The following is a 21629-nucleotide window of genomic DNA, read 5'->3' as shown; positions in this document are numbered from 1 at the left end:
TAGAGGAGGTCTTCCAGAGAATCCTTCTGGGCTGGAGTGCGAGTGTCGGCAGGCTTGCCTTTCTCATCGAGACCACCCTCGTAGCAGATTCCGATGCTATGGGCGTTGTAGTGGCGGGCATGAGCCCCCACCTCGGTTTCTGGACGGCAGGGATAGACCATACCATCCTTCGTAATGTAATAGTGGTAACCGATGGAGTGGAAACCACGGGCCTTGTGGCAGGCTTCCAAGGCTTCTACCGGGAAGTCCTGGTTTACACGTGTGGCACTGCAATGTACCACAATCAGATCGATTTTTCTTGGATTCTTCATGGCTTTCTTTGGATTATTAAGAATATATCACTTGCAGCTTTGCATGCAGAAGGAGCTGAGGACGGCGGTGAGGACAGTGATGACGAAATTGATGACGGATTTCCAGTTTACTTTCATGATGATTAATTTTGAATGTTGATTGTTGAATGTTGAATTTTCTGTGAGCCAAGAAGGAAGCGGGCAGGATGAGCAAGCATCCGTTCAGGGCGATGAATTGACAATGTTGAATGTTGAGCGATGAACTCATTCCTGATGTGCCCTCGGATTACTCCGGACTGCATCCTGCCGATGCGCTTTCTCTTGTTTCAGATGCCAGGAGGCTAGGCTTACTACAAGCTTACATTCTCGTCTCCTGTGGTTCCGCTACCGCCTTGGCTGGTGTTGTCACCTCCAGTGGTTCCGCTACCGCCCTGGTCGGTGTTGTCTCCACCAGTGGTTCCGCTACCACCTTGGCTGGTGTTGTCGCCACCCGTGGTTCCCTTGTCGGTATCTGGGGTGGTGCCATCCCCTAACAGAGCAGTGGCCTTCTTCAGCGTAGCAGCGAGGTTGATGGTCTTGGCGCTGAACTCACCGGTGCCACGAGCACGGAGACGGAAACCGTCGATGTTCTTGGCGATGGTGAACTCCTTCTCCGAGGCAGCTCCCTCCTTGTTGCGGATGCCGATGGAGAAGATGGCGAGGTCGTCGATCTTCACAGCGATACCCTGCAAGGTGAGTTCCTTGATGCACGATACCATATCGGTAATCATGCCCTTGATGGCTCCCTTGGAGAAAGGAGTGTTGTGGCTAGCCATGTGTCCGGCCAGGCCGTCGGTACCTACCGTCTGCGTGATGACTGGATAGGCGTAGTACTTGCCGTATGCCTCTGGCATCTTGGCGTTCTGATTTAGTTTTAGTACGTAAAGCAACATAATAGTTAATTTTGAATGTTGAATGTTGAATGTTGAATGTTGAATGTTGAATGTTGAATGTTGAATGGGCGCTGCGCAGTGCCTGGTTTTATGTCTCTTTCTGAATCACATTGCAAAGATACAACATTTCTCATTCCCAACTCACCGATGCTCAATGTTGCTCCACGATACTCAACGATTATCACTGATAAATATCAGGGCTCTCCCAAATGGAAGAAAATATAGGATACTTGCAGGGGATTGAACTCCTTGCTGTTCTTGGTGTATCCACTCTTCAGCAACTGCTCATAGAGCTGGGTGCATCTTACTATCCATCTCATCAGATGGGCTCTTGCCACGTCCGGGTCGGAATCCGGAAAATAGAGCAGGGCTAACTCCTGCTTGGTGTAACTTCGTAAATCCATTTTTTATAATGTTGAATGTTAAATGTTGAATGTTGAATGTTAAATGTTGAATGTTGAATGTTGAATGTTAAATGTTGAATGTTGAATGTTGAATGTTGAATGTTAAATGTTGAATGTTGAATTTTTCCCACACGGATACCATCCATAAGTATGATACTTAGCTGTCGTAACTATGATACTTAGCTGTCGTAACTATGATACTTAGCTATCGTAACCAAGATACTTAGCTGTCGTAACCAAGATACTTAATCCTCCATGGTATCGCTAGGATCGATGAAGGAATCATTGTTGATTTCGCTACCTTCCTTCTCTATCACAGCCCAGCCGTTGCCGTTCTTCTTGTGAATCTTCTTGAATCCAAGACGCTTCATCACGTTACCGATGTTCTGGTTGCTCAGGTTCTGGCGAAGGGCAGGGTTCACACCTATCCTCTCCAGTATCTCGGCACTGTAGCGGAACTTGATAAACTGTAGCGGCGTATCTGGCTCCGGTACCCGGTAGAAACGGAGTATCTGCTCCTCGGCATAGTTGGCTACCATGAAGAGGCGGTTGTGGCTGCGCATCAGTTCGATGTCGTCCCTCGTCAACCAGAATGTCCACTCCAGGGGCTCGCCCTTAGGGTGGCTCATCACTTCCTGACCCAGTGCCACTGCCTCGGCAAACACGTGGTCGTAGTCTATCGGGTGGTCTATCGGACTCTCGATGCTCTTTACCAGCCAAGGACAGTAGCGGCGGTTCTCTTCGTCGGTGATGAACTGCTGGTTGTTGGTGGTACCGCAGAGCGATCCACGGTGGGGCATCTCCGAACGGTACTTGTCGTAAGGTCGGCGGATGGAGAATGTCACCTTGGTCATGTTGCTCTTGAAGGCGCTCAGGTTCTTGCCGAATACCATCTCAAACTCGTCGAGACAGAGCAGAGCCTTGCTGCTGAAAGCCTCCATGAAGTCCTTGTCGGTGTAGGCTCCCGTCGAGTCGTTGAGGAAGTACTGGCGCAACTGTGGGGGCAACAGCATCAGGAAGAACGTGGTCTTGAAGATGCCGCCCTTGCCCACGAAGATGAGTATCATCTGGTTCACCACCTTCAGCGTTACCCACGCCACTACCATCGCCACCAGCCACTTCTTGAAGAAATAGCGGAAGAGGCTCTGCGTATGCTCGTTGTCGGGCAGGTTCTCCACCTCGATGCGGTCGGCGAGCTGGTCGATGTAGTCGGGATCCACTCCCTTCTTCCATTTCGGCAGACTGCGCAGGTAATCGACCAAGGGGTCAAACGGCTCGCTGAAGTCGCTGTTGATGATGTTGTGCAAGGTCTTCTCCGAGAGATGCTGTCCCGACTCGTCCATCTCGCTCCAGATGGAGTTCTCGATGTTGTCGTCGATGCGGACCCAGTCAGGATACTTGCCGTCTAAAACGATGCGGCTCTCCACCTCGTAAAATCCCGTCAGCACGTTTCGGCGGAACAGATAGTGGGTGAGTAGCCACTGCTTGATGCGCCTTACTGATGGTTTGCCGCTGCGGCCCTCGCCCTGGCGATAGAAATGCCAGATGCCAAACTTGTGCAGATGCTTGTAGCGAGACTTGACGACGGAAGCCGTATCCTGGTAGCTGGAGCCAAACTCACGGTCGGCGTAGGACTGGACTTCTTCCAGCGGGATGCCATAGTAGATGCAGATGTCGGCAAAGTGCCACACGTACGCGTTGTGATGCTCAGGCTCGAATCGGTAGCCCCACAAGTCGAGCAGTTCCTTGATGTGGGAAGCCGCCTCCTCGATGGTAGGCGCACCCTGGTCGCTTGACTTCTCCTCCTCTTTCACCTTGATGGTTCGTTTGCCGCCCTTGGCGTTTCGCCTGACAGAATACTTCGCCTGCAACGCCTTCTTCATATAGAGGGGCTTCAGGTCCTTCGGTCCCAAGGCAAAAGGCTCGGCATCCCAACGGAAATAGGCATCCGGGTCGTAGGCAAGACCGGCGCATCGGGTGATATCTATACACTGCTTGTCGGGAGCGATACCCAGGAGCTGGGTGTAGTAAGCCATCGCCTTCTGCAGCACGGCATCGAAGAGTTCCAGTACGCTGATGTCGTCATCATCCACAGGACGGTAGGCGCAGAACACTCTGAATCCCCTGCCGCTCACGGTGATATACTCTACCATCGTATGGTTGTCGCCTCTCACCAGTTGGATAAGATGCTCCATATCTTCCTTCTTCACATGGTCGAAGTCGAGCTGGAACATGTAGGTCGGTTTGAGGAAGTTGGCAAGTTGTCTGCCGTAGCCGTCCATGAGCGCCGAAACCGTGATGGCAGGCATCTCAGGCTTGTACTGGTCGGCAAACTGCTTGCTGATGGCGAGACGCTTGCAGTAGGTCTCGGTCATCATTCGAAGCTCAGGGCTAGAGGTAATCACGCTCTTGAGATACAACCAATCGGCGAGTGGATGGCTCTCCGAAGATTTGATGCAAGGGAAGTACGATGGCATCGTAGCTGTCTCTTCCATGCAGTTGGTGTTTGATTCTTCTTCCATATTAATCAAATTATTAGTTGTTTATACTATTTTCTTGTTTGCAACGTTCTCTAACTAAGAGTGTGGGTGAACACTTGGCGATGAAGTCGGTGAAGGGTGAACCCCGATGCCAACCTTTAGCGTTAATAATGTGTTAAAAACACCCCGTAACCCATTGTAATAGAGACTCTTTATATTTCTAGCATGCGCTGTATATACAAAGTTCTTTTTACTAGGGTTCACCCCGGAGCCGAAAAGGTGAATGCTTGGGGCAAGTGTTCACCCCGCTGTTCACCAATCGGTAACTGTCGGCAAAGTTACGACAAAAGGGCGATATAGGAAATCGAAAATTACCACATTGTGGTAAAAATAAATAATTTAATTATTAATTTTATTTAAAAAGGAACAATGGAAAAAAGAAATTCCTGCTTTCTGCCGCTGAGAAGTTGAAGCTCGCGGCTGAGATTTCGTCGAAGACTGCCGAGCAGCGTTTCGACAAGTTTTCAAACCAGTTGGTGAAGGCTGCCAAGCACATTTATTCAGAGAAGGCGGCTTATCATGAGTTGACCGAAGACATGCGTGCCTGGGTGTTGAAGAAGAGTGACATCAAGAAAAAGTTTCACCTGAACCGCACTTTCTTCACTCATTTGAACAAGGGCGAGCATATGTTGCTCTCCGAGTTTGTTCGTTTCACCAATTGGATTTTCACCCATTATGATAGCGAGGAGGATCGCCTGGAGGCATTGTTGGAAATTGATACGGTGTTGTTCTGTCACACGAAGGAGAACGCCGATTACGGTTGGCATCCATTCTCCCGTCCTCTCAACCAGATTATTGAGGACGAGATAGAGAAGGAGGTGAAGAAGCGAGTAGAGAAGGAGTTAAGAATCCGCGCCTTGAAGAAGGCCCAGGATGAGATTGGAAAACAATAATAGATGTAGATTTTTGAACACGAATCTCTCGAATTTCACGAATTTTTGACTCCTTGTGGAGTTTTTTACTAAAATCATCCTTCAATAGTCTTTAAGACCCTTTCGGTTCCCCTTACAGGGGACAGAAACCTTCTTTACCATTAAAGAAGGCTCCACATCTCTCACCAAGCCTCTCTTCAATAGTCTTTACGACCCCTTCGGTTCCCCTTCTAGGGGACAGAAACCTCAGGGACGAGAGGATGTAACCGCCCTCCGGTGCTATATTTGCCCCACCTGTCCCTCCCCAGCGGGAGGGTCCTTACCCTATACCCAAGCCCTAAATCCCTACCATAGGGATTAGGGATGTAACCGCCCTCCGGTGCTCAGAACCGCTACGCTATAAGGTTGGCGGACCAATCAAAGGTCTCGCCAGGTTTTGCGGGCTGGGACCGCCTGGGAATAGCAGTTTATAGTTTACAGTTGATTTTGTAGTAATTTGCTGATAACTTACAGATTTCTTGTGATTTTCTTGGTGGTTTCAATAAAAAAGCGTACTTTGGCGGCAAGTTATATAAACTAAATCATAGGAGATAAGATTATGGCATTAGCAATTAGTGGTATCCCAATGCTGACAGGTGATGAGGCTTTAGCTTTATTCAAAAGATAAATTATCCTAAAAAGAAAGGACTTTTAACTAGTTATTGAATTAAATATATTATATTTGCACCAAAATGGATAAGAATGAAATTTCACTAAGAATTATTGGCAAGAATGGGGATGAACCTCTTTCTCCTGCCAATTTTGACATCGGGCAAATTCGTTTTCTGCTCGATGAAGTGGAGAATTTGTTGTATCCAGACAAGAAAAAACGAAAGGATCGCCCAACGATTTCCTATGAAATGAAGGCTGGTTCTGTCGTAAATATCTTTAGAACTTCCATGCAAAATGTACTCTTGGTCTCTTCTATGCTAGGTGTAATAGAAGAGGAGAATGGGTATATTGATAAGTTGGAGGTGGCAAGTGCGCAAGCTATAGAAAACCTACAGTCTTTTGCCTTGCGCCATAATTATAATATAGAGATTGGGACTTCCGACAAGCCAGATCGCATTTTTAAAATAACTCCTACTACTCATTATGTTCGTCGTGAGAATATCTTGGTGGATATAGAGTGCTATTATTATGGGACTTTGACTGATGCTGGTGGTAAAGATAAGGCTAACATCCATTTGGATACAAAGGATGCTGGTTCTTTGACCATTCGTACAGATAAGGAATATTTGGCAGGTTACCAGGGAAATCCTCTTTATAAGAAGTTTGGCGTGCGTGTTCGTGCCAAGAAGAATATTCTTACGGGCGACATAGATAAATCTACTTTATCTTTGGTGGAGTTATTGGATTATCAGCCGAAGTTTGATGAAGATTATCTTATGGGCTTGATTCATAAGGCCACTCCTAAATGGAGGGGTATCAATGCTGATGAGTGGTTGAATAATGTAAGGGGAGGAATTGCCTAATGGAACAGAATTGTGTACTTTTGGATACAAGCTTCTTTATTCGGTTACTGAATGAGGATGATCCTTTACATCATAATGCCTTGGGATATTTTAGATATTTTCTAGAGCATGATTTCATCATCAAGATTAGTACGATAGCTATTGCTGAATATTGTGTGAGAGGGGAAGTGAATGAACTTCCTCTCAAAAATATGCTCATAGTTCCTTTTAACTTCGATCATGCTCAGAGGGCAGGCAAGATGATAGCTGAGGTTTATGCGGAAAAGAAAAGGCGTGGTGCTACCATTACTCCTAGGGCTGTTGTTCCTAATGATACTAAAATGTTCGCACAGGCAGACGTAGAGTCTGATATCAATTTCTATGGTACAGCAGATGTGGAATGTAAGAAAGTTTATGATATGATAAAGAATGCTGAGGGTAATTTGTCTTTTAGCTTTATTGACATAACTATACCTCACTATCAATTCTTTGGAGAATTAAACTTCGAAGACTAGACAACAAGTTATCTTGTTTCATAAAATTAGTTTTTAATTGTGTATATCATCATTGCAGCGTAAGGTTTTTACACATTAAGTATTTACCTTTGCATCTGAATTTACTTCTATCTCCGTCATCCGTTTCTGTTATAGCATGGTCATGGGGGAACCTATCTGCTGTAGCTATCCGTGCGGCTATCGCAGGTCATGAGAATCAGGTGAAGTTTATCTCTGAACCAGACCATGGTATGTATGAGGCTATCAACAAGGGTATCAGGATGGCGACGGGTGATGTGATTGCTCTCATGAGAATGGGTGGTATGAGTACTGATTCTGCCAAGCGCAAGAAAATGTGGGATGAGGATATCAGGGTATATACCGGATATGGCTTCAAGCCCGTGATATTGACGAAGCTGATGAAAATGGCATGGAAGGTGCCGCAGTTCATTCAAGCGAAGTTCATGAAGTAGATTTTCGAATCCCACCATCTCCCTTTGCCAAAAGGAGCTTTTTCTACCTCTCCGTCTCTCCTGCAAGGAGAGCTCCACCTTTCTCACCAAGCCTCTCTTCAATAGTCTTTACGACCCCTTCGGTTCCCCTTGTAGGGGACAGAAACCCTCAGGGACGAGAGGATGTAGCTGGCTCTGCTATAGCGCCGCCAGGGTTTTGGTCAGCCAGCGGAGCCTGTGCCCTAAAGGGCTGGCTGGGAGTGCTTACGCAACAGAGTTGCGAGTGTTTGTCGGCTAGCGCATTGCGTAATTTGCTGATAGCTTGCAGATTTTCGGCTTTTTTCTTGGTGGTTTCAATAAAAAAGCGTACTTTTGCGGCAAGTTATATAAACTAAATAATAGGAGATAAGATTATGGCATTAGCAATTAGTGGTATCCCAATGCTGACAGGTGATGAGGCTTTAGCTTTTAGAGAAAGAGCTGAAGAAACTTTGAAGAAGCGTGGTAGCATAGATTTCTCAAAGCAACGTGCTGAGATGAAGGCTATTTTGGCCAAAGCAAAATTTTAAAGTGACGATAGCGCTGTATCGGTACCACGCGTAGCGGTGTAATCGGTACCATGCTATCACTGCAAGCGGTACCAAGATTTCAGTTCTGCTTTTCAATTTGCAGAGGTAATCTATTTTTTCAATTTCTGGCGCATAGAATCGCCTTTTAACTCTATTTTACTTGCATTTGCCACCAAACGGTCCATAATGGCATCTGCCAAGGTAGGATCACCTATGTAATCATACCATTTGGCAATGGGAAGCTGTGAGGCGATAATGACGGACTTTCTTTCATGAGCAAGTTCTCATGCCTGCGTATAAAGGCACAGTCGGCAATGGCGGCAAGGTCATCCTTGGTGAAGTTGCGGTCTGTTCCACAGATGACATCCTCTAAGAGTGCCGTATATCTAAGCTTGCTGATTTTTAGATACATGGCGGTCTTTCTTTAAAATTCTTCTGCAAAGATAGGCGGTGATTATTATACATGAGCAGAACTTAACATCTTTTTGGTACCGATTGATGCGCTATGATGGTACCGATTCAAGTGATACGATGGTACCGAATGCAGTGCTATGATGGTACCGATTCATGCGCTACAGTGGTACCGATTCGCCGATACTGTCACATTAAGAAAAGTCAAACTAAAATATAATATTATGGCTGTAGTAGATTTATTAAATAGATGTTCAGATAATAATGCTATCTGCGAGAAAAGTAAACTTTCGCCAGAAAGTTTGATATACATATCGCCTAAGCCTTTATCTGAACATCTTTCTCCCATTTCATGTGATCTTACAATAGGAGCAGAATGCTATCGTCCTAATGTGGGAAAAAAATATGCCTTAGATGAAAATGGTATAAAAGTGAAACCAGGAGTGTCTGTTGTTGTATATACAAAAGAACATATTCGTACTCCATTTAATGTTTTTGGTTTAGTTACAGGAAAAGGTAAATATATCTACCAGGGATGTATGGTCGCCTCTGGCAAAATAGATCCCGGTTTTGATGGTCACTTGAAAATCTGTTTCTATAATGGAGGTAAGAGTTCTGTTATTTTAAAACCAAATGAGCCATTTTGTACAGTATTCTTTATAGATACAGCTTATACTCTATCTGCTCCTTTGTATGCTTCAATGGAAAGAACACAGCCGATGGATACTGCTGTTGGCAAATGGAGAGCTGTTCGTATATGGATTAAGAAAAATTGGTTGTCTTTGATTTCTTTGCCTGTAAGTATTTGGTGGTTTATGCAGCTTATTGATAAAATTAAAGAATTTGTAATAAAGGTGATATGATCATAGTTTCAGAAAATTTAAAAGCTTTAGCAGAGCAAAAAGGAATAGCTCCTTCTACTATGTTAGATGAGTTTTCTATCACTTTATCTCTGAATAAACGGATATTTCGTTTTGATATACCCGAAGGTGAAACAATAACTTATGGGGCAACTATTCCAGATAAGTATAAGGTAATCGTTGATATAGAAGATAATTATGTGTTAAAGCCCGGCCAGGCTATTTTGGCATGTTCTGAAGAAAAAGTTAAGATGCCTAGAGGTTATATGGGGTTTCTTCAAACAAAAGGTTCGTTAGCCCGCTTGTTTGTTTCTGTACATTGCTGTGATGGACAGATAGAACCTGGTTTCGAAGGCAGAATCACTTATGAAATATGCAATATGGGAAATATGGCTGTAAAATTACATCCTGGTGTTCCCGTAGCTCAATTGTTTATATTTCAGGTTTCTTCTAAAACAGCCTCATATAATGGAAAATATAATAACTCAATGATACCTACTATAAGTAATCAAAATAAAAATTAATAAATAATGAATACAGAACAAATTTTAGCCATACCAACAGAAAATGTATGGAATATCTTGAATTATCAGGAAAAAGGTGTAATCAAAGCTTTGGATGCAGATATCATGGATAAGTTGTTGCTTCATGGTGTTTTTCGTCCACGTAATATTTTGGAAGAGGATCCATCTTATAAACAAATTATTCCATATGCTGTGATTTGTCATGGTAATGAAGTTTATATGTTTAGAAGGTTAAATAAGCAAACGGAAGCAAGACTCCATAACAAATGCTCTCTTGGTGTTGGTGGTCATATGAATCCCTATGGAGACAAAATTAATACAGACTATCTACATCATGAACTGGAAAGAGAAATGCATGAGGAAGTAAAACTTGGGGAAGGTTGTGACATCGTTGACATGAAACCTGTCGGTTTCATTAATGATGATTTGTCTGAGGTTGGAAAAGTGCACCTAGGGGTACTTTATCATATAACAGTATCTAATAATCATATTGAAATTAACGAAACTGAAAAAATGACAGGTGAATGGGTTGCTATATCTGATCTGGCAAAATATTATAGCAACATGGAGACCTGGTCTCAGCTATATTGCAAATTGATTGGTGTATGCGAGATTACAAAATAGTTGCCTCTGAACCTTATTGCTGTGTTACTGCAATATTGGAAAGTATCTTGTTGAAGCATGGATACGTTTTTAATCAAGTGATGATTGCTGATTATTTTGGCTTGACAGTTCCTGTAGATGAATATGCTCAACTTTCAAAAACTTTCAAAAACTTAAAGGTTTCTGATGATATTCGGGAGTATGGGCTTCATCTAGATGCCAATGGTTTTAATACTTTTTTCTCGGAGAACAATATTGCTCTTCGAGAAACTTTCATAAAAGCATCAGAATTGAGCGAATTGAACTTTGAATCAGTATTGGATGCTATACCATGTGATTCGGATGTTATATTCTTTTTTGATTATGGTTACCTATATAAAGAAACTCGCAATATAGGGGTCGGGCATGATGGGGTATATCTATCAAAATCTAAAGATGAGTTACATTATCTAGATCCAGGTCCAAGAAGACTTGGGGTGAATTCTGTGAAAATTGAAGATATGCTTTTCGCCATTAAGGCTGCCTATGCAGGTGGCGGAATATCTGTGATAACAAAAAATAGTTACTATGGTTGAATCATTTGAAATTCATCCATTAGAGAAGCCTAAGGCTGATAGTTCAAATATGCTTTCCAATGAAGAGCGTATTGATCCTAATATCGTTCCATTAGAAAGATTACGGGCAATGGATGAAGACACTTATGAAGATGTGGTGGCAGCGTGGGCATATTGCTGCGTTAACTCTGAAGAATATCAGCAGGTGTATCGTGTTGGAGGTGCCGGCGACAAGGGAAGAGATGTGATAGCCTATATTGATAGAAAGAATGATATTTTTGATTTGTATCAATGTATAGGCTGACAGTGGTACCGATTGGAACGTATGCGTTATCGAATCGCTACGTTCCTCTTTAGCAAAAAGGAGTTTTTCGAAAACCTACCTTCAATAGTCTTTTCGCCCCCTTCGGTTCCCCTTCTAGGGGACAGAAACCTCAGGAACGAGAGGATGTAGCTGACTCTTCTATAGCGCCGCCAGGGTTTTGGTCAGCCAGCGGAGCCTGTGCCCGCAAGGGGCTGGCTGGGAGTGCTTACGCAATAAAATTGCGATTGTTTGACGCAACTGAGTTGCGAGTGTTTGTCGGCTGGCGCATTGCGTAATTTGCTGATAGCTTGCAGATTTTCGGCTTTTTTCTTGGTGGTTTCAATAAAAAAGCTTATTTTTGCGGAAAAGTTTAACGTTTAAAATTATAGGTTATGGCAACATTAACTATACAAGTGGAAGATAATAGTGTTATGGCTGGACTCAAGAAAGTTCTTGAGGCAATGAAAGGCGTTGTGATTGTTCCTAATCATCAGAAAAGCATGTCAGGGATAGAAGAAGCTATGGATGATATTCGTCATGGTAGAGTGACGGAGTATGAAAGTGCTGATGATATGTTTGAAAAGTTGGGAATATGAAATACAGAATCATAGCTACCAGTCGCTTTGAAAAGGATGTAAAGCGTTGTAAAAAACGTAATCTTCCAATGGAAAAGCTAAAGAAGGTAATTCGATTACTAGAAGAGACCGGAAAATTACCTCCTGAATATAAGCCGCATAAACTATCTGGGCAATATGCGGGAAGTTGGGAATGTCATATTATGCCAGATTGGTTGTTGATATGGAAACAATATAATGATGAGCTGGTTTTAGTGATGACTAATACTGGTTCTCATAGTGATGTTTTCTAGAAACAAATGAAAATGGCATGGAAAGTGCCGTAATTCATTCAAGCGGAGTTCATGAAGTAGATTCGAAAACCTACCTTCAATAGTCTTTTCGACCCCTTCGGTTCCCCTTCTAGGGGACAGAAACCTTCCTTACCCTTAAGGAAGGCTCCACCTTTCTCACCAAGCCTCTCTTCCCTCAGGGACGAGAGGATGTAACCGCCCTACTCGGTGCTCAGAACCGCTACGCTCTAAGGTTGGCGGACCATCAAAGGTCTGCGCCATGTTATGCGGGCTGGGGCCGCCTTGCTAAAGGTGGAGACCGCTTGTGTTGGTCTTACTACGGCTTGTTATAATGGAATTATGTAATACTGATTTTTTTCATCTGTTATTAAGGACGAGGCGTTTGGATTGGTCATGACTGAAGCTATTGTGGTACTCCTGCTGTCACCTTTACTGTTCCTGGGTGTCGCTGAATGGCGAGACTGGCAGAAAGAGTGTGAAAGAACTCTTCATCGTGCCAAAAATGCTAGAGAAAATGGAGGAGTGCTATGTCGAGATAAAAGAAAACAAATGAGGTCGTTCAAATCGAACGACCTCAGAATGCTGTATGTGTTCTTTTGTATGATAGAACACAAATTCGCTAGCGAAAAACGTGGGATGCCGAAGCTGCGATGAATTAAAGGGATTCTAAGCAAGCCGTTGAAGTTCTCCTTCCCCGTCTATTAGAGGTTCTTCCTCTACGCTTAGACTCCATTCAAGATATTAATCAGATTGACCTCCCGCAGGAGTGCACTCTGAACATCACTTATTTTAAGTCGCTACCCCCATAGTCCGACTATGGGTGCAAAGATACATAAATATTATGGAATATCCAATAAAAATTAAAGGAAAAACGATAAAGCAAGTTACAAAACTTAATTTATCCCATAAAAATCTAAAGACAATACCTGATAATGTATATCAGTATGCAAATCTAGAAAAGCTCGATTTAAGTTACAATAGGATAGAGGTAATTCCTCAAGAAATATTGAAACTCAAAAAACTTCGAACCTTAGATTTGGCTTTTAATAATTTAAAGGTATTACAAGGCGCCTTATTTAAACTGCCCAAGTTGAAGATTTTGAATCTGCATGGTAACCAAATCAAGCATTTACCCAAACAAATACTTGACTCGAAGATTACTACACTCATTCTTAGTAAGAATAAAATTGAACATCTTGATGAAAGTTTAATAAGCGGTATCACAAAATTGGATATTGTAGATAATCCTGTGTCGTATGTTGATGAACTGGTAATTGAGGATGATAAGAAGGTTGTAATACCCTCTATGCAACTTCTAAAGAATGAAACTGAAAATAAAAAGATTATTATGCATAAAGATAAGAAGAAAATATTTATCAGCTATTCTCATGCTGATGAAATATTCCACAATAGATTGATGACTCATTTGAGTGTGCTGAAAAAGTATATAGGAGGTTTTGAAGAATGGTCTGACAAGAAAATTCATGCTGGACAACACTGGAAAGAAGAGATAAAAAAGGCATTGGATGATGCTAACATTGCAATACTTTTGGTATCTACAGACTTTCTTGCTTCTGATTTTATTGAAAACAATGAACTTCCACCGATTTTAAGGAAGGCTGAAGCTGAGAATACTAATGTGTTGTGTTTATTGGTAGAACCGAGTTTCTTTTTAAAATCAGAATTGTCAGCATTCCAAGCAGTAAATAAGCCTGAGGAAACTTTGGCGGAAATGGAAAAACCTGCACAAGAAAGAGTATTTCTTAAATTGATGGATGAAATTCAGAGAATAATAGAGGTCGAATAGTTTGATCTTAACATTAAGACAATATGATAATGGGAACGCATAAAAATATGATTTAGAAAGCATTAAGCAAGAAAGATGGTTCTATATTATCCATAGGAATCAATGCACTTTAGGTGGAAAAGAATTTAGTAATGGGGAGGAAACTTTTATTGGGCATTTACTTCTTCGTTTTGTCGCTGTTTGTGATAGGATGCGGACTGACCTGTCTGGAAACGAGTGCGAATCCTTATACTACGGTACTGGGACATCCTGACAAGGCGGAGAGCAGAATCAACCTGTCGCAGTCGCTCAATGGATTGTAGGACTGCTGGTTGGCGGACAGCTTCTGTTCTCGGGTGTCAACATTGCCATCCCTTATGCACTGGTGGGTATCTTTGTGCTTTCTGTGGCACTAGTCCTGTCAAGGATCAAGTTGCCGACTATCTTCTCGCTGGCATTGAGGGATACGGGTACAAAGACCAAATTGGCCTCTTCGTTGCTTATCATGACGATAGTGGGTGGAGCGGTTGCTCCAGTAATCATGGGGTATATTGCGGATACTACGGGCAGTATGGCGATTGCCTTTCTCATACCGTTGGTATGTTATGGGGTGATTGGAGGGTATACACTTTTTAAATCCTCTGCCTCCCTTTAGCCAAAAGGAGTTTTTTCGAAAACCTACCCGTCCTTCCTTACCCTTAAGGAAGGCTCCACCTTTCTCACTAAGCCTCTCTTCCCTCAGGGACGAGAGGATGTAACCGCCCTCCGGTGCTCAGAACCGCTACGCTATAAGGTTGGCGGACCATCAAAGGTCTCACCAGGTTGTGCGGGATGGGACCGCCTGGGGAAAGCTTGTGTGTCATATAGCTGTAAGTTATGCTAAAAGATATAGCTATCTGTAAGTTCCTATATCTCTTTTTAAAAAAGTGAGTACCTTTATTACCAGGAACAATAAGTTTAATTCAAATATTCAAGATAGTATGGAATCAAAAAGTTTATGTATGTGGAATTTGGGTTCAATAATCTTGGAACAATCAAGTGAAATTCTACCAAAATATTATGCTCTTTTTCATTATGTGACAAGCGATGAGTGCACAATTGATGCTAACAAAAAACAGTTGTGCCAACAAATTGTGTCTTTGGAATTGTTTTTGAACTATTTCTATTCAATTTATATCGTTTCTTTGAGAGGAGCTTTACTTGCTATGAATGAGAAAGAACAGAAAGCTAATTTGAAATATGTTAATGCCTATATCATAGAGGGATATAAAGCTTTATGGGGATTTACAAAACACAATCATAGTTTATGGGGACAATTCATCAAGTTATATTCTAAAGAAAAGAATACTGATACTTTCGATGAAATGTTAGACGAAATTACTTGTGCTCTAAAAGAGTATGGAGATAATGCCATAACAGATAAAGATGAAAGGTGCTTAGCCATGCATTACCAAATAGATAAAAATGGTAACCCGCAGGAATTATTGAAACTTGATGAAATAACTATAGAGAAAGAGCAAGAAAGGTATTATCAGTTTAGTCCTATATATCATAAAATGATAGATTGTTTGGTCGAATTGCTTAATTATTATTTGTTTAAGCCTTATCGTACAGAAATTCTCAAAATTCAACCTTTGCTTCCAGAATTAAATATAGTGGACCAGTTAGTCTGGCATGATAAAATCAATGAAATAAATTTTGCAATCACCAAGAACATAGAAGCACAGGCTAGTTCTTTTGAAAATTGCAAAGATATGTTACATAAGTATCCTCTTATGTTTAAGGAAATTAGCAGAAAATATAACGTTGATTTAAGCGATTGTAAAGAACTGCTTAGATCGTCCGAGGCAATGTTGGCTATTTCTTATTTTTCCATAGATTTGTGTAGTATCTTAAAGGTCTATTTTAATTCAACGATACCTTTGGAAAGAAATATAGCCTTATCCAGAATGAATATTATATGTCATTCTATCATTGATAGGGTTTATGGTTATAGAGATCGCAAAGGATCATATTGGGAGCAGTATATTACTAAGCCATACTTTAATATGGAACTTCCTGACACCGTGGTAAATATCAGAAATGTTATGGAGTCTTTGATTGCTTCTAATACCTATACTCAAGAAAAGCGGTCTTCCTTTGTTCATTTGAAAAAGGATAATTATATTCGGGCAATTAAATATTTATATTCTAATAGTCCATTGGTAGAGATTCAAAACTCGGAAGCAATAATTAAAATACTTCCAGAGATTCAGAAAGCTATAGTAGGCGTGGTGAAGCAGGTTGATTCAAATATAAAATGTAGTTGTGCAAGAAAGAATTCATGGATAGATGAGGATTTGAAAAAGATAGCACCTTATAGAAATCAGCCTAGAGTAAAATCGGTTTACGAATCTCTTTTGCTATTAAAGAAAGGAGAAATAATGGAAGCAATTAAAATATTGAAGGATATTTAATAGAAGACTTCATTAGTGTCCAATAAAATTGGACACGTTAATTAATCAAATAGTCCCTTAAAAAGGGGATATTCGAGTTCTTTGACATCGTTGAAAATAGTCTTATCAAATAAATCTCTCAGGTGGGTTTTGTCCGTCAATGAGATGCTTAGAATCTGCAAAACTTCATATGTCGAGCGTTTCAATTGCATATCATGGTGAACAATAGCCACGAGACAATAAGTGATAATGGCAACACTAATCTGTATGCGTACAGCATTCTTCGTTGCGCCCCAGAATCTCTTTATCTTAAGATGCTGCTTTAGCCATTTGAAAAGGTTATGAGAAGTTTTACATAATTGCTTCAAGTCACGTAAACTCTCACGATTGCTCTATTGACCGAACATCATTGCTAGAAGCAGGTTCCAGCAAGTGAAGTGCTTCACATAGCGGTTGCCATCATACTTGCGTACGTAGTTGTTGAACTGAGTTCTATTCAGAAATGCAGTAAGTTGAGCGAAAACATATTTGTCTTGAAACATAGTAGCCAATTCTTTTTGGCTGCAAAGTTACAAAATCAAGTCCGTTTCATTGCAAAATGCTGCATAAAAGACTATAATTCAACTATTTCAAAGATCGAATTGCCCTGTTTTATTGGACACTAGTGAGTGTAAAATACTGAAAAGAAAATTGTTATGGATATAACAAACATAAAAATAAAAAATATAAAAGGCTATGGTGACCCAGGCTTGGATTGGAACTTGTCCCAAACTCCAATTAAGTCGAACAAAATCAACTTAGTGGTTGCCCCTAATGGTACAGGTAAGTCTTCTTTAGCTGTTGCTTTGCAATATGTTGAGAATGTGCGTATTGAACTAAAGGAAAAGCATAGGCATAATCCTTATGACGAGAACTTACACCCTCTGGTCTCTATAACTATAGATGGGAACACTTTGATCTGTGATGATACTGTAAATAATATAAAATCGGTAGTTACGCCTTATGTCATTAATAGTCCACTAATCGCAGATACCAAATCTTATTATATTCCGGGTGGAGGGTTGAATGCAATAGGTCAAATGGCTATTGAAAAAATAGAAATGCAAGCAACTACTCCTAATAAAAATGAAATTAAGGTAAATACAACCGATATAAAAAGTTCATTTGGAAAGAACTCAAAATTAATAACAACGATAAACAACAACCTTGGTGACTCCCATTTTATTGAGTGTATCGGGAACATGAGAGACATTTTCAACAAGTATTCTGCTCAGATGCGAATGAACATGGTCAACGCTGTAATAGACAATATTAATAGCTTAGATGGTACGAAAGAACAATTGAGGAGAATGATAGACAATTCTTATTTCTCAGAAATAGAAGAAGAACCTTACTATACACAATATGTTTCTCTAATTGGGAACGTGTACCCTAATCTTACAAAATTAGACTACTTCTTATTTTTCTTTCAGCTATTACACTTATATAACCACAATAGGGATGCTTATAATCAAGCAGTAAAAAGGGCTAAGTTTGATAACGAGTGGAAACAATTTAACCAAGAGTTGAGATACTTGGACACAACTGGTAGAAATATTGCAGCACAAGAAACGGGCAATAAGGTTGTTGTGGAGTATCCGTTAGCTGACTCTATATCTAACGGTCAAAGAGACTTACTTTCTTTTTATTGCAGACTGAAGAAATTTTATCGTTCTGTAAATGAGACCAAAAACTATTTGCTGGTCATAGATGAAGTCTTTGATTATTTGGACGATGCCAACTACATTGCAGCACAATATTTTCTTTCTAAATTTATGAAAGAGAGCAAGGCTAATATTTTTGTTGTTCTATTTACGCACTTGGATCCAGCACATTTTCGTAGTGCAGTTTTTAGTGAGAAAGTTTTAAATGTCTTGTATTTAAGCGATATTTCAGCAAAGGCAACGCCACAAATGACATCGTTTTTAGCCTTACGTCAAAAGTTGGATAAAAACAATGCTGCTGATACTGTCCTTTATAATAATATTTCTGCCTGTTTTTTGCATTATAACCCATCTATAATGAATATTGAAGCAGATTTGCTTGCAAGGCATGAACAAAACTTGCAGACTTCATGGGGGAAAGGTATGCCTTTCTTACAAGTCCTCATAGAAGAAGTGAACAAATACGTTAGTGGAGATAAATCATATGATCCTTATGCCGTAGCAACGGCTTTGAGAATTAGAATTGAGAAAACTGTATATGATTCATTAAGCCAGAATAATCAAGTAGAATTTCTTAAAGGAACAAAATGCAAGACAACCAAACAGAAATTGAAATTTGCTGAGGATAACGGCGTCTCAGTAAATGAAATTTTTTATATGGCGATACCAATAACTAATGATGCTGATCATCTTACATATATAAAAGGAACTAATAAGTTGGACGAACATCCCTTGGTGTATAAACTGAATCATCCTGTTTTACGACATATCGTAAGCGAGGTATTTGATTATTCTGGAAAAGCTATAACTATAAATGCAATACATTAAATATGATAAAAGTCTTTAATATTATATCTCATATTGACATTGGTGGAGCAGAACGTGTTGCCATCAATATTGCGAAGTCAAAAAATCCAGAATTTGAATATCATGTAGTGGAGGTTGTCAGATCCTTTTTACACTATTAATAATAGGCTTCCTTATATTATGGAATTAAAACGTGCTTTTATAGAAACGAAGATACAAGAGTGGAATGATTTGTTTCTGTTAAATCAGAAATTTATGTCTAATTTTATATTTCGTGGACAAGCTAATTCTGAATGGTCGTTAAGGACTTCGCTTGAAAGGTAATAGAAAACCATCATCCAACACCTTCACGTGACAAAGCTCTTTATTATATCTACGAGTCTGAAATGATCAAAGAGTTTAAATGGAAATTTCCTAGTTATGAGAAAAATCTAATTCCTAAGAATGGTGAATTGATTGAATGGTTGTCTATCATGCAACATTTTGGTGCTCCAACTAGACTATTAGACTTTTCCCAGTCCATGTATGTAGCTCTTTTTATGACAATGGATAATTCCTTTTATGATAATTTTTCTATCTGGTGTATTTAGCGTTAGGTGTTTAAGATACTTACAAAGGTCTCGCCAGATTGTGCGGGATGGGACCGTCGGGGAATAGCAGGCTATAGTTTACAGTTAATAGTTTATTGTTTACAGATTTTTGTGGTAATTTGTTGATGAGTTGCAGATTTCTTTCGATTTTCTTGGTGGTTTCGAGGAAAAAGTGTACTTTTGCGGTTAGATATTAATAAAATGAATTATTATGGCACAGGTAGCAACAATGAATCAAGCTCAATTGCAAATCCTCGATATGCTGTCATTTATCAAGACTCCTGAGGCTTTGCGAGATTTGAATAAGGTAATTTCCGATTATTTTGTTCAGATGGCTGATGCTGAATTAGATAGGATGTGGAATGAAGGAACCCTGAATGAAGAACGTATCGAGAGTTTCCGGCATCTCCATGAACGTACTCCATACAATAAACCTACATTATAATGCTATATTGACTAGACCCAATGTAATTCGCAAAGATCCTCATTATACTTTTGCTTTAATTGAGGCAGATAAAGATGACAATAAGTTTGTAGATTGTGCCATTGCTGCAAATGCAAAGTGTATTGTTACAGAAGATAAGCACTTTAAGGTCCTGGAAAATATTCCTTTTCCTAAAGTGGAGGTTATAGGTATAGAGGATTTTAAATGTTATTTGGATAAGTGGATATAGGGTTATGTGCTAGTATGCCATCGACTCTAGAAAGTTACAGAAGGAATTGGGTTGGGAGCCATCTCTCCAGTTTGAGGAGGGTATCGAGGAAACCGTGAAGTGGTATCTCGATAACCAGGAATGGATGGATCATGTTACTTCTGGGGAGTATCAGAAGTATTATGAGAATATGTATAAGGATAGATAATGTCTTTTTCCTAAAATCATCCCGTCCTTCTTTACCATTAAAGAAGGCTCCACATCTCTCACCAAGCCTCTCTCTTGCCCGAAGAGAGAGGATGTAACCGCCCTCCGGTGCTCGGAACCGCTACGTTCTAAGGTTGGCGGACCAATCAAAGGTCTCGCCAGGTTTTGCGGGCTGGGACCGCCTGGGAATAGCAGTTTATAGTTTACAGTTAATAGTTTATAGTTTACGGTTGATTTCGTGGTAATTTGCTGATAACTTGCAGATTTCTTGTGATTTTCTTGGTGGTTTCGCAGAAAATGCATAATTTTGCAACATAATATTAATCATTTAAAATGAAAGGTTATGGCATTAGAGATAAGAAGTATTCCTGTTTTGACAGGTGAGACCGCTGAACGATTTGTTCGTGAGGCAGAGGAGAATGAACGTAATCCGCAAAGAAAGGCTTTGCGAATGTCATTTGCTGATGTGGAGAAAATATTGGTTCGTTCAACTGCTAATTTGAAAGCGCATGGAGGAAAGAGTCCTTTTGCAAAGTAATTGCTCGCTTTATCGTGTTACGACAAAAAATGAGCTTGATTCTTTCATGAAATAGTCTGTGCCTTTACTCTGGCTAACGACAGCATCAAGGCTGCTTTAATTCCAAATGCTTCAAGAAACTTATATCCCCAACCTTATGCGGGACATAAGATTGGGGAGTGAAAATGAAAGTATGAGAAGAGTACGGGGAATTATATGTGGAAGTCGATTTCCTTCAGCCATTCCTTGACATTAAAGCTAGGACAGCTCTTGCGAACCCAGGGGAGGTCGCGATGACCTAGGATCTCGGCATCGGGATAGTCGAGGGCGAGACTGTAGAGGAGGTCTTCCAGAGAATCCTTCTGGGCTGGAGTGCGAGTGTCGGCAGGCTTGCCTTTCTCATCGAGACCACCTTCGTAGCAGATTCCGATGCTATGGGCGTTGTAGTGGCGGGCATGAGCCCCCACCTCGGTTTCTGGACGGCAGGGATAGACCATGCCATCCTTCGTAATGTAATAGTGGTAACCGATGGAGTGGAAACCACGTGCCTTGTGGCAGGCTTCCAGGGCTTCTATAGGGAAGTCCTGGTTAACACGTGTGGCACTGCAATGTACCACAATCAGATCGATTTTTCTTGGATTCTTCATGGCTTTCTTTGGATTATTAAGAATATATCACTTGCAGGTAACTACTCAGCACCCCTATAGAAAACTTCTCGTTAATAAAGCATAAACTTGATTTTGCTGATTTTCTTCATCCTT

General features: G+C 40.8%; 30 protein-coding genes and 3 pseudogenes. 22 read left to right on the top strand and 11 right to left on the bottom strand.

Features of this window, described 5'->3' with window-relative positions; genetic code table 11:
- From AAAT87_RS12745 to AAAT87_RS12730, 5 genes are all read right to left on the bottom strand, one after another.
- Nucleotides 1-311 (bottom strand): N-acetylmuramoyl-L-alanine amidase (locus tag AAAT87_RS12745; RefSeq protein WP_349226615.1); only part of this gene is annotated, 311 nt, incomplete at its 3' end.
- Nucleotides 312-338: 27 nt separating this feature from the next.
- The gene (locus tag AAAT87_RS15585; protein WP_293499721.1) at nucleotides 339-428 is read right to left on the bottom strand and encodes a smalltalk protein; all 90 of its coding nucleotides are present in this window, start codon (nucleotides 426-428) and stop codon (nucleotides 339-341) included.
- A 212-nt stretch (nucleotides 429-640) separates the two neighbouring features.
- Nucleotides 641-1222 (bottom strand): HU family DNA-binding protein, encoded by a 582-nt coding sequence (locus tag AAAT87_RS12740; RefSeq protein ID WP_349226614.1) that lies wholly within the window; start codon nucleotides 1220-1222, stop codon nucleotides 641-643.
- Between the two features lie 194 nt (nucleotides 1223-1416).
- Nucleotides 1417-1626, bottom strand: a complete 210-nt coding sequence (locus AAAT87_RS12735; RefSeq protein ID WP_117661212.1) for a DUF4248 domain-containing protein — start codon at nucleotides 1624-1626, stop codon at nucleotides 1417-1419.
- A 245-nt stretch (nucleotides 1627-1871) separates the two neighbouring features.
- Nucleotides 1872-4148, bottom strand: coding sequence for a VapE domain-containing protein (locus AAAT87_RS12730; RefSeq protein ID WP_349226613.1), 2277 nt, complete (start codon nucleotides 4146-4148; stop codon nucleotides 1872-1874).
- A 425-nt stretch (nucleotides 4149-4573) separates the two neighbouring features.
- Between AAAT87_RS12730 and AAAT87_RS12725 the strand changes: the two genes are divergently transcribed.
- The 5 genes from AAAT87_RS12725 to AAAT87_RS12705 all read left to right on the top strand — a co-directional run bounded on the left by AAAT87_RS12725 (nucleotide 4574) and on the right by AAAT87_RS12705 (nucleotide 8046).
- Entirely contained in the window at nucleotides 4574-5059 is a 486-nt protein-coding gene (locus tag AAAT87_RS12725) for a hypothetical protein (RefSeq protein WP_349226612.1), read from the top strand.
- Between the two features lie 710 nt (nucleotides 5060-5769).
- Nucleotides 5770-6552 (top strand): hypothetical protein, encoded by a 783-nt coding sequence (locus tag AAAT87_RS12720; RefSeq protein ID WP_349226611.1) that lies wholly within the window; start codon nucleotides 5770-5772, stop codon nucleotides 6550-6552.
- Complete coding sequence (locus tag AAAT87_RS12715) at nucleotides 6552-7046, top strand: hypothetical protein (RefSeq protein WP_349226610.1); 495 nt, start codon at nucleotides 6552-6554, stop codon at nucleotides 7044-7046. Before AAAT87_RS12720 ends, AAAT87_RS12715 begins: the two co-directional genes overlap by 1 nt.
- A gap of 89 nt (nucleotides 7047-7135) precedes the next feature.
- Complete coding sequence (locus AAAT87_RS12710) at nucleotides 7136-7498, top strand: hypothetical protein (RefSeq protein ID WP_428848572.1); 363 nt, start codon at nucleotides 7136-7138, stop codon at nucleotides 7496-7498.
- A gap of 392 nt (nucleotides 7499-7890) precedes the next feature.
- A complete protein-coding gene (locus AAAT87_RS12705; protein ID WP_194252750.1) occupies nucleotides 7891-8046 on the top strand; it encodes a hypothetical protein in 156 nt (51 codons plus the stop codon).
- 110 nt (nucleotides 8047-8156) lie between these two features.
- On the opposite strand, the gene AAAT87_RS15580 is transcribed toward AAAT87_RS12705, so the two are convergent.
- Nucleotides 8157-8261, bottom strand: a complete 105-nt coding sequence (locus AAAT87_RS15580; RefSeq protein ID WP_431997316.1) for an ATP-binding protein — start codon at nucleotides 8259-8261, stop codon at nucleotides 8157-8159.
- The gene (locus AAAT87_RS12695; protein WP_349226609.1) at nucleotides 8258-8458 is read right to left on the bottom strand and encodes a hypothetical protein; all 201 of its coding nucleotides are present in this window, start codon (nucleotides 8456-8458) and stop codon (nucleotides 8258-8260) included. The genes AAAT87_RS15580 and AAAT87_RS12695 overlap by 4 nt, the downstream gene beginning before the upstream one ends.
- Before the next feature lie 223 nt (nucleotides 8459-8681).
- On the opposite strand from AAAT87_RS12695, the gene AAAT87_RS12690 reads away from it, so the two are divergent.
- The 9 genes from AAAT87_RS12690 (at nucleotide 8682) to AAAT87_RS12650 (ending at nucleotide 14279) form a co-directional block, all read left to right on the top strand.
- The gene (locus tag AAAT87_RS12690) at nucleotides 8682-9320 is read left to right on the top strand and encodes a dCTP deaminase domain-containing protein (RefSeq protein ID WP_349226608.1); all 639 of its coding nucleotides are present in this window, start codon (nucleotides 8682-8684) and stop codon (nucleotides 9318-9320) included.
- Nucleotides 9317-9841 (top strand): dCTP deaminase, encoded by a 525-nt coding sequence (dcd, locus tag AAAT87_RS12685; protein ID WP_349226607.1) that lies wholly within the window; start codon nucleotides 9317-9319, stop codon nucleotides 9839-9841. The genes AAAT87_RS12690 and dcd overlap by 4 nt, the downstream gene beginning before the upstream one ends.
- 6 nt (nucleotides 9842-9847) lie before the next feature.
- The gene (locus AAAT87_RS12680; protein WP_349226606.1) at nucleotides 9848-10465 is read left to right on the top strand and encodes a hypothetical protein; all 618 of its coding nucleotides are present in this window, start codon (nucleotides 9848-9850) and stop codon (nucleotides 10463-10465) included.
- A complete protein-coding gene (locus tag AAAT87_RS12675) occupies nucleotides 10447-11019 on the top strand; it encodes a hypothetical protein (RefSeq protein WP_349226605.1) in 573 nt (190 codons plus the stop codon). Before AAAT87_RS12680 ends, AAAT87_RS12675 begins: the two co-directional genes overlap by 19 nt.
- Nucleotides 11012-11302: a hypothetical protein gene (locus AAAT87_RS12670; RefSeq protein ID WP_349226604.1), complete on the top strand. Its 291-nt coding sequence runs from the start codon at nucleotides 11012-11014 to the stop codon at nucleotides 11300-11302. The genes AAAT87_RS12675 and AAAT87_RS12670 overlap by 8 nt, the downstream gene beginning before the upstream one ends.
- Nucleotides 11303-11694: 392 nt before the next feature.
- Entirely contained in the window at nucleotides 11695-11898 is a 204-nt protein-coding gene (locus AAAT87_RS12665) for a hypothetical protein (RefSeq protein WP_006849455.1), read from the top strand.
- A complete protein-coding gene (locus AAAT87_RS12660; RefSeq protein WP_118255596.1) occupies nucleotides 11895-12170 on the top strand; it encodes a type II toxin-antitoxin system RelE/ParE family toxin in 276 nt (91 codons plus the stop codon). Before AAAT87_RS12665 ends, AAAT87_RS12660 begins: the two co-directional genes overlap by 4 nt.
- A gap of 841 nt (nucleotides 12171-13011) precedes the next feature.
- Nucleotides 13012-13977, top strand: coding sequence for a leucine-rich repeat domain-containing protein (locus AAAT87_RS12655; protein ID WP_349226603.1), 966 nt, complete (start codon nucleotides 13012-13014; stop codon nucleotides 13975-13977).
- 131 nt (nucleotides 13978-14108) lie between these two features.
- On the top strand, nucleotides 14109-14279 hold the full coding sequence (locus AAAT87_RS12650) for a hypothetical protein (protein ID WP_349226602.1): 171 nt from the start codon (nucleotides 14109-14111) through the stop codon (nucleotides 14277-14279).
- A gap of 52 nt (nucleotides 14280-14331) precedes the next feature.
- Here AAAT87_RS12650 and AAAT87_RS12645 read toward each other — a convergent pair whose 3' ends face one another.
- Complete coding sequence (locus AAAT87_RS12645) at nucleotides 14332-14547, bottom strand: hypothetical protein (RefSeq protein ID WP_349226601.1); 216 nt, start codon at nucleotides 14545-14547, stop codon at nucleotides 14332-14334.
- Between the two features lie 389 nt (nucleotides 14548-14936).
- Here AAAT87_RS12645 and AAAT87_RS12640 point away from each other — a divergent pair, with 389 nt between their 5' ends.
- On the top strand, nucleotides 14937-16412 hold the full coding sequence (locus AAAT87_RS12640; protein ID WP_349226600.1) for a hypothetical protein: 1476 nt from the start codon (nucleotides 14937-14939) through the stop codon (nucleotides 16410-16412).
- Nucleotides 16413-16453: 41 nt separating this feature from the next.
- Here the strand turns inward: AAAT87_RS12640 and AAAT87_RS12635 are convergent.
- Nucleotides 16454-16726 (bottom strand): annotated as a pseudogene (locus AAAT87_RS12635) (IS4 family transposase); the annotation flags it as partial.
- Nucleotides 16727-16783: 57 nt separating this feature from the next.
- On the bottom strand, nucleotides 16784-16933 hold the full coding sequence (locus AAAT87_RS12630; RefSeq protein WP_302229543.1) for a DUF4372 domain-containing protein: 150 nt from the start codon (nucleotides 16931-16933) through the stop codon (nucleotides 16784-16786).
- A 153-nt stretch (nucleotides 16934-17086) separates the two neighbouring features.
- Between AAAT87_RS12630 and AAAT87_RS12625 the strand changes: the two genes are divergently transcribed.
- From AAAT87_RS12625 to AAAT87_RS12600, 7 genes and pseudogenes are all read left to right on the top strand, one after another.
- On the top strand, nucleotides 17087-18922 hold the full coding sequence (locus tag AAAT87_RS12625) for a hypothetical protein (RefSeq protein ID WP_302229544.1): 1836 nt from the start codon (nucleotides 17087-17089) through the stop codon (nucleotides 18920-18922).
- A gap of 2 nt (nucleotides 18923-18924) precedes the next feature.
- Nucleotides 18925-19044, top strand: a pseudogene (locus tag AAAT87_RS12620) (glycosyl transferase); the annotation flags it as partial.
- Nucleotides 19045-19224: 180 nt separating this feature from the next.
- Nucleotides 19225-19491: an FRG domain-containing protein gene (locus AAAT87_RS15575; RefSeq protein ID WP_431997314.1), complete on the top strand. Its 267-nt coding sequence runs from the start codon at nucleotides 19225-19227 to the stop codon at nucleotides 19489-19491.
- Nucleotides 19492-19702: 211 nt separating this feature from the next.
- The gene (locus AAAT87_RS12615) at nucleotides 19703-19936 is read left to right on the top strand and encodes a DUF8507 family protein (RefSeq protein WP_487250787.1); all 234 of its coding nucleotides are present in this window, start codon (nucleotides 19703-19705) and stop codon (nucleotides 19934-19936) included.
- Nucleotides 19869-20165, top strand: a complete 297-nt coding sequence (locus tag AAAT87_RS12610; RefSeq protein WP_349226598.1) for a PIN domain-containing protein — start codon at nucleotides 19869-19871, stop codon at nucleotides 20163-20165. The genes AAAT87_RS12615 and AAAT87_RS12610 overlap by 68 nt, the downstream gene beginning before the upstream one ends.
- Before the next feature lie 13 nt (nucleotides 20166-20178).
- Nucleotides 20179-20352: pseudogene (locus AAAT87_RS12605) on the top strand (dTDP-glucose 4,6-dehydratase); the annotation flags it as partial.
- Nucleotides 20353-20694: 342 nt separating this feature from the next.
- Entirely contained in the window at nucleotides 20695-20889 is a 195-nt protein-coding gene (locus AAAT87_RS12600) for a hypothetical protein (RefSeq protein WP_117588040.1), read from the top strand.
- A 191-nt stretch (nucleotides 20890-21080) separates the two neighbouring features.
- Here the strand turns inward: AAAT87_RS12600 and AAAT87_RS12595 are convergent, their stop codons facing one another.
- Nucleotides 21081-21515, bottom strand: a complete 435-nt coding sequence (locus tag AAAT87_RS12595) for an N-acetylmuramoyl-L-alanine amidase (protein WP_349226597.1) — start codon at nucleotides 21513-21515, stop codon at nucleotides 21081-21083.
- Nucleotides 21516-21629: the final 114 nt, after the last annotated feature.

Source organism: Segatella sinensis (assembly GCF_040095255.1).
Taxonomy (GTDB): domain Bacteria; phylum Bacteroidota; class Bacteroidia; order Bacteroidales; family Bacteroidaceae; genus Prevotella; species Prevotella sinensis.
The sequence above is the reverse complement of the archived record's forward strand: the minus strand, read 5'-3'. Positions and strand labels throughout refer to the sequence as shown.

What these genes read in the sequence shown, in the direction of transcription:
- AAAT87_RS12660 (WP_118255596.1), top strand. Translation starts at nt 11,895, where the DNA reads ATGAAATACAGAATCATAGCTACCAGTCGCTTTGAAAAGGATGTAAAG.
- AAAT87_RS12655 (WP_349226603.1), top strand. Translation starts at nt 13,012, where the DNA reads ATGGAATATCCAATAAAAATTAAAGGAAAAACGATAAAGCAAGTTACA.
- AAAT87_RS12615 (WP_487250787.1), top strand. Translation starts at nt 19,703, where the DNA reads ATGGCACAGGTAGCAACAATGAATCAAGCTCAATTGCAAATCCTCGAT.
- AAAT87_RS12665 (WP_006849455.1), top strand. Translation starts at nt 11,695, where the DNA reads ATGGCAACATTAACTATACAAGTGGAAGATAATAGTGTTATGGCTGGA.
- AAAT87_RS12670 (WP_349226604.1), top strand. Translation starts at nt 11,012, where the DNA reads ATGGTTGAATCATTTGAAATTCATCCATTAGAGAAGCCTAAGGCTGAT.
- AAAT87_RS12675 (WP_349226605.1), top strand. Translation starts at nt 10,447, where the DNA reads ATGCGAGATTACAAAATAGTTGCCTCTGAACCTTATTGCTGTGTTACT.
- AAAT87_RS12650 (WP_349226602.1), top strand. Translation starts at nt 14,109, where the DNA reads ATGGGGAGGAAACTTTTATTGGGCATTTACTTCTTCGTTTTGTCGCTG.
- AAAT87_RS12610 (WP_349226598.1), top strand. Translation starts at nt 19,869, where the DNA reads ATGAAGAACGTATCGAGAGTTTCCGGCATCTCCATGAACGTACTCCAT.
- AAAT87_RS12600 (WP_117588040.1), top strand. Translation starts at nt 20,695, where the DNA reads ATGGCATTAGAGATAAGAAGTATTCCTGTTTTGACAGGTGAGACCGCT.
- AAAT87_RS12630 (WP_302229543.1), bottom strand. Translation starts at nt 16,933, where the DNA reads ATGTTTCAAGACAAATATGTTTTCGCTCAACTTACTGCATTTCTGAAT.
- dcd (WP_349226607.1), top strand. Translation starts at nt 9,317, where the DNA reads ATGATCATAGTTTCAGAAAATTTAAAAGCTTTAGCAGAGCAAAAAGGA.
- AAAT87_RS15585 (WP_293499721.1), bottom strand. Translation starts at nt 428, where the DNA reads ATGAAAGTAAACTGGAAATCCGTCATCAATTTCGTCATCACTGTCCTC.
- AAAT87_RS12625 (WP_302229544.1), top strand. Translation starts at nt 17,087, where the DNA reads ATGGATATAACAAACATAAAAATAAAAAATATAAAAGGCTATGGTGAC.
- AAAT87_RS12720 (WP_349226611.1), top strand. Translation starts at nt 5,770, where the DNA reads ATGGATAAGAATGAAATTTCACTAAGAATTATTGGCAAGAATGGGGAT.
- AAAT87_RS12730 (WP_349226613.1), bottom strand. Translation starts at nt 4,148, where the DNA reads ATGGAAGAAGAATCAAACACCAACTGCATGGAAGAGACAGCTACGATG.
- AAAT87_RS12690 (WP_349226608.1), top strand. Translation starts at nt 8,682, where the DNA reads ATGGCTGTAGTAGATTTATTAAATAGATGTTCAGATAATAATGCTATC.
- AAAT87_RS12640 (WP_349226600.1), top strand. Translation starts at nt 14,937, where the DNA reads ATGGAATCAAAAAGTTTATGTATGTGGAATTTGGGTTCAATAATCTTG.
- AAAT87_RS12695 (WP_349226609.1), bottom strand. Translation starts at nt 8,458, where the DNA reads ATGTATCTAAAAATCAGCAAGCTTAGATATACGGCACTCTTAGAGGAT.
- AAAT87_RS12595 (WP_349226597.1), bottom strand. Translation starts at nt 21,515, where the DNA reads ATGAAGAATCCAAGAAAAATCGATCTGATTGTGGTACATTGCAGTGCC.
- AAAT87_RS12680 (WP_349226606.1), top strand. Translation starts at nt 9,848, where the DNA reads ATGAATACAGAACAAATTTTAGCCATACCAACAGAAAATGTATGGAAT.
- AAAT87_RS12645 (WP_349226601.1), bottom strand. Translation starts at nt 14,547, where the DNA reads ATGAGAAAGGCAATCGCCATACTGCCCGTAGTATCCGCAATATACCCC.
- AAAT87_RS12735 (WP_117661212.1), bottom strand. Translation starts at nt 1,626, where the DNA reads ATGGATTTACGAAGTTACACCAAGCAGGAGTTAGCCCTGCTCTATTTT.
- AAAT87_RS12740 (WP_349226614.1), bottom strand. Translation starts at nt 1,222, where the DNA reads ATGTTGCTTTACGTACTAAAACTAAATCAGAACGCCAAGATGCCAGAG.
- AAAT87_RS12705 (WP_194252750.1), top strand. Translation starts at nt 7,891, where the DNA reads ATGGCATTAGCAATTAGTGGTATCCCAATGCTGACAGGTGATGAGGCT.
- AAAT87_RS12715 (WP_349226610.1), top strand. Translation starts at nt 6,552, where the DNA reads ATGGAACAGAATTGTGTACTTTTGGATACAAGCTTCTTTATTCGGTTA.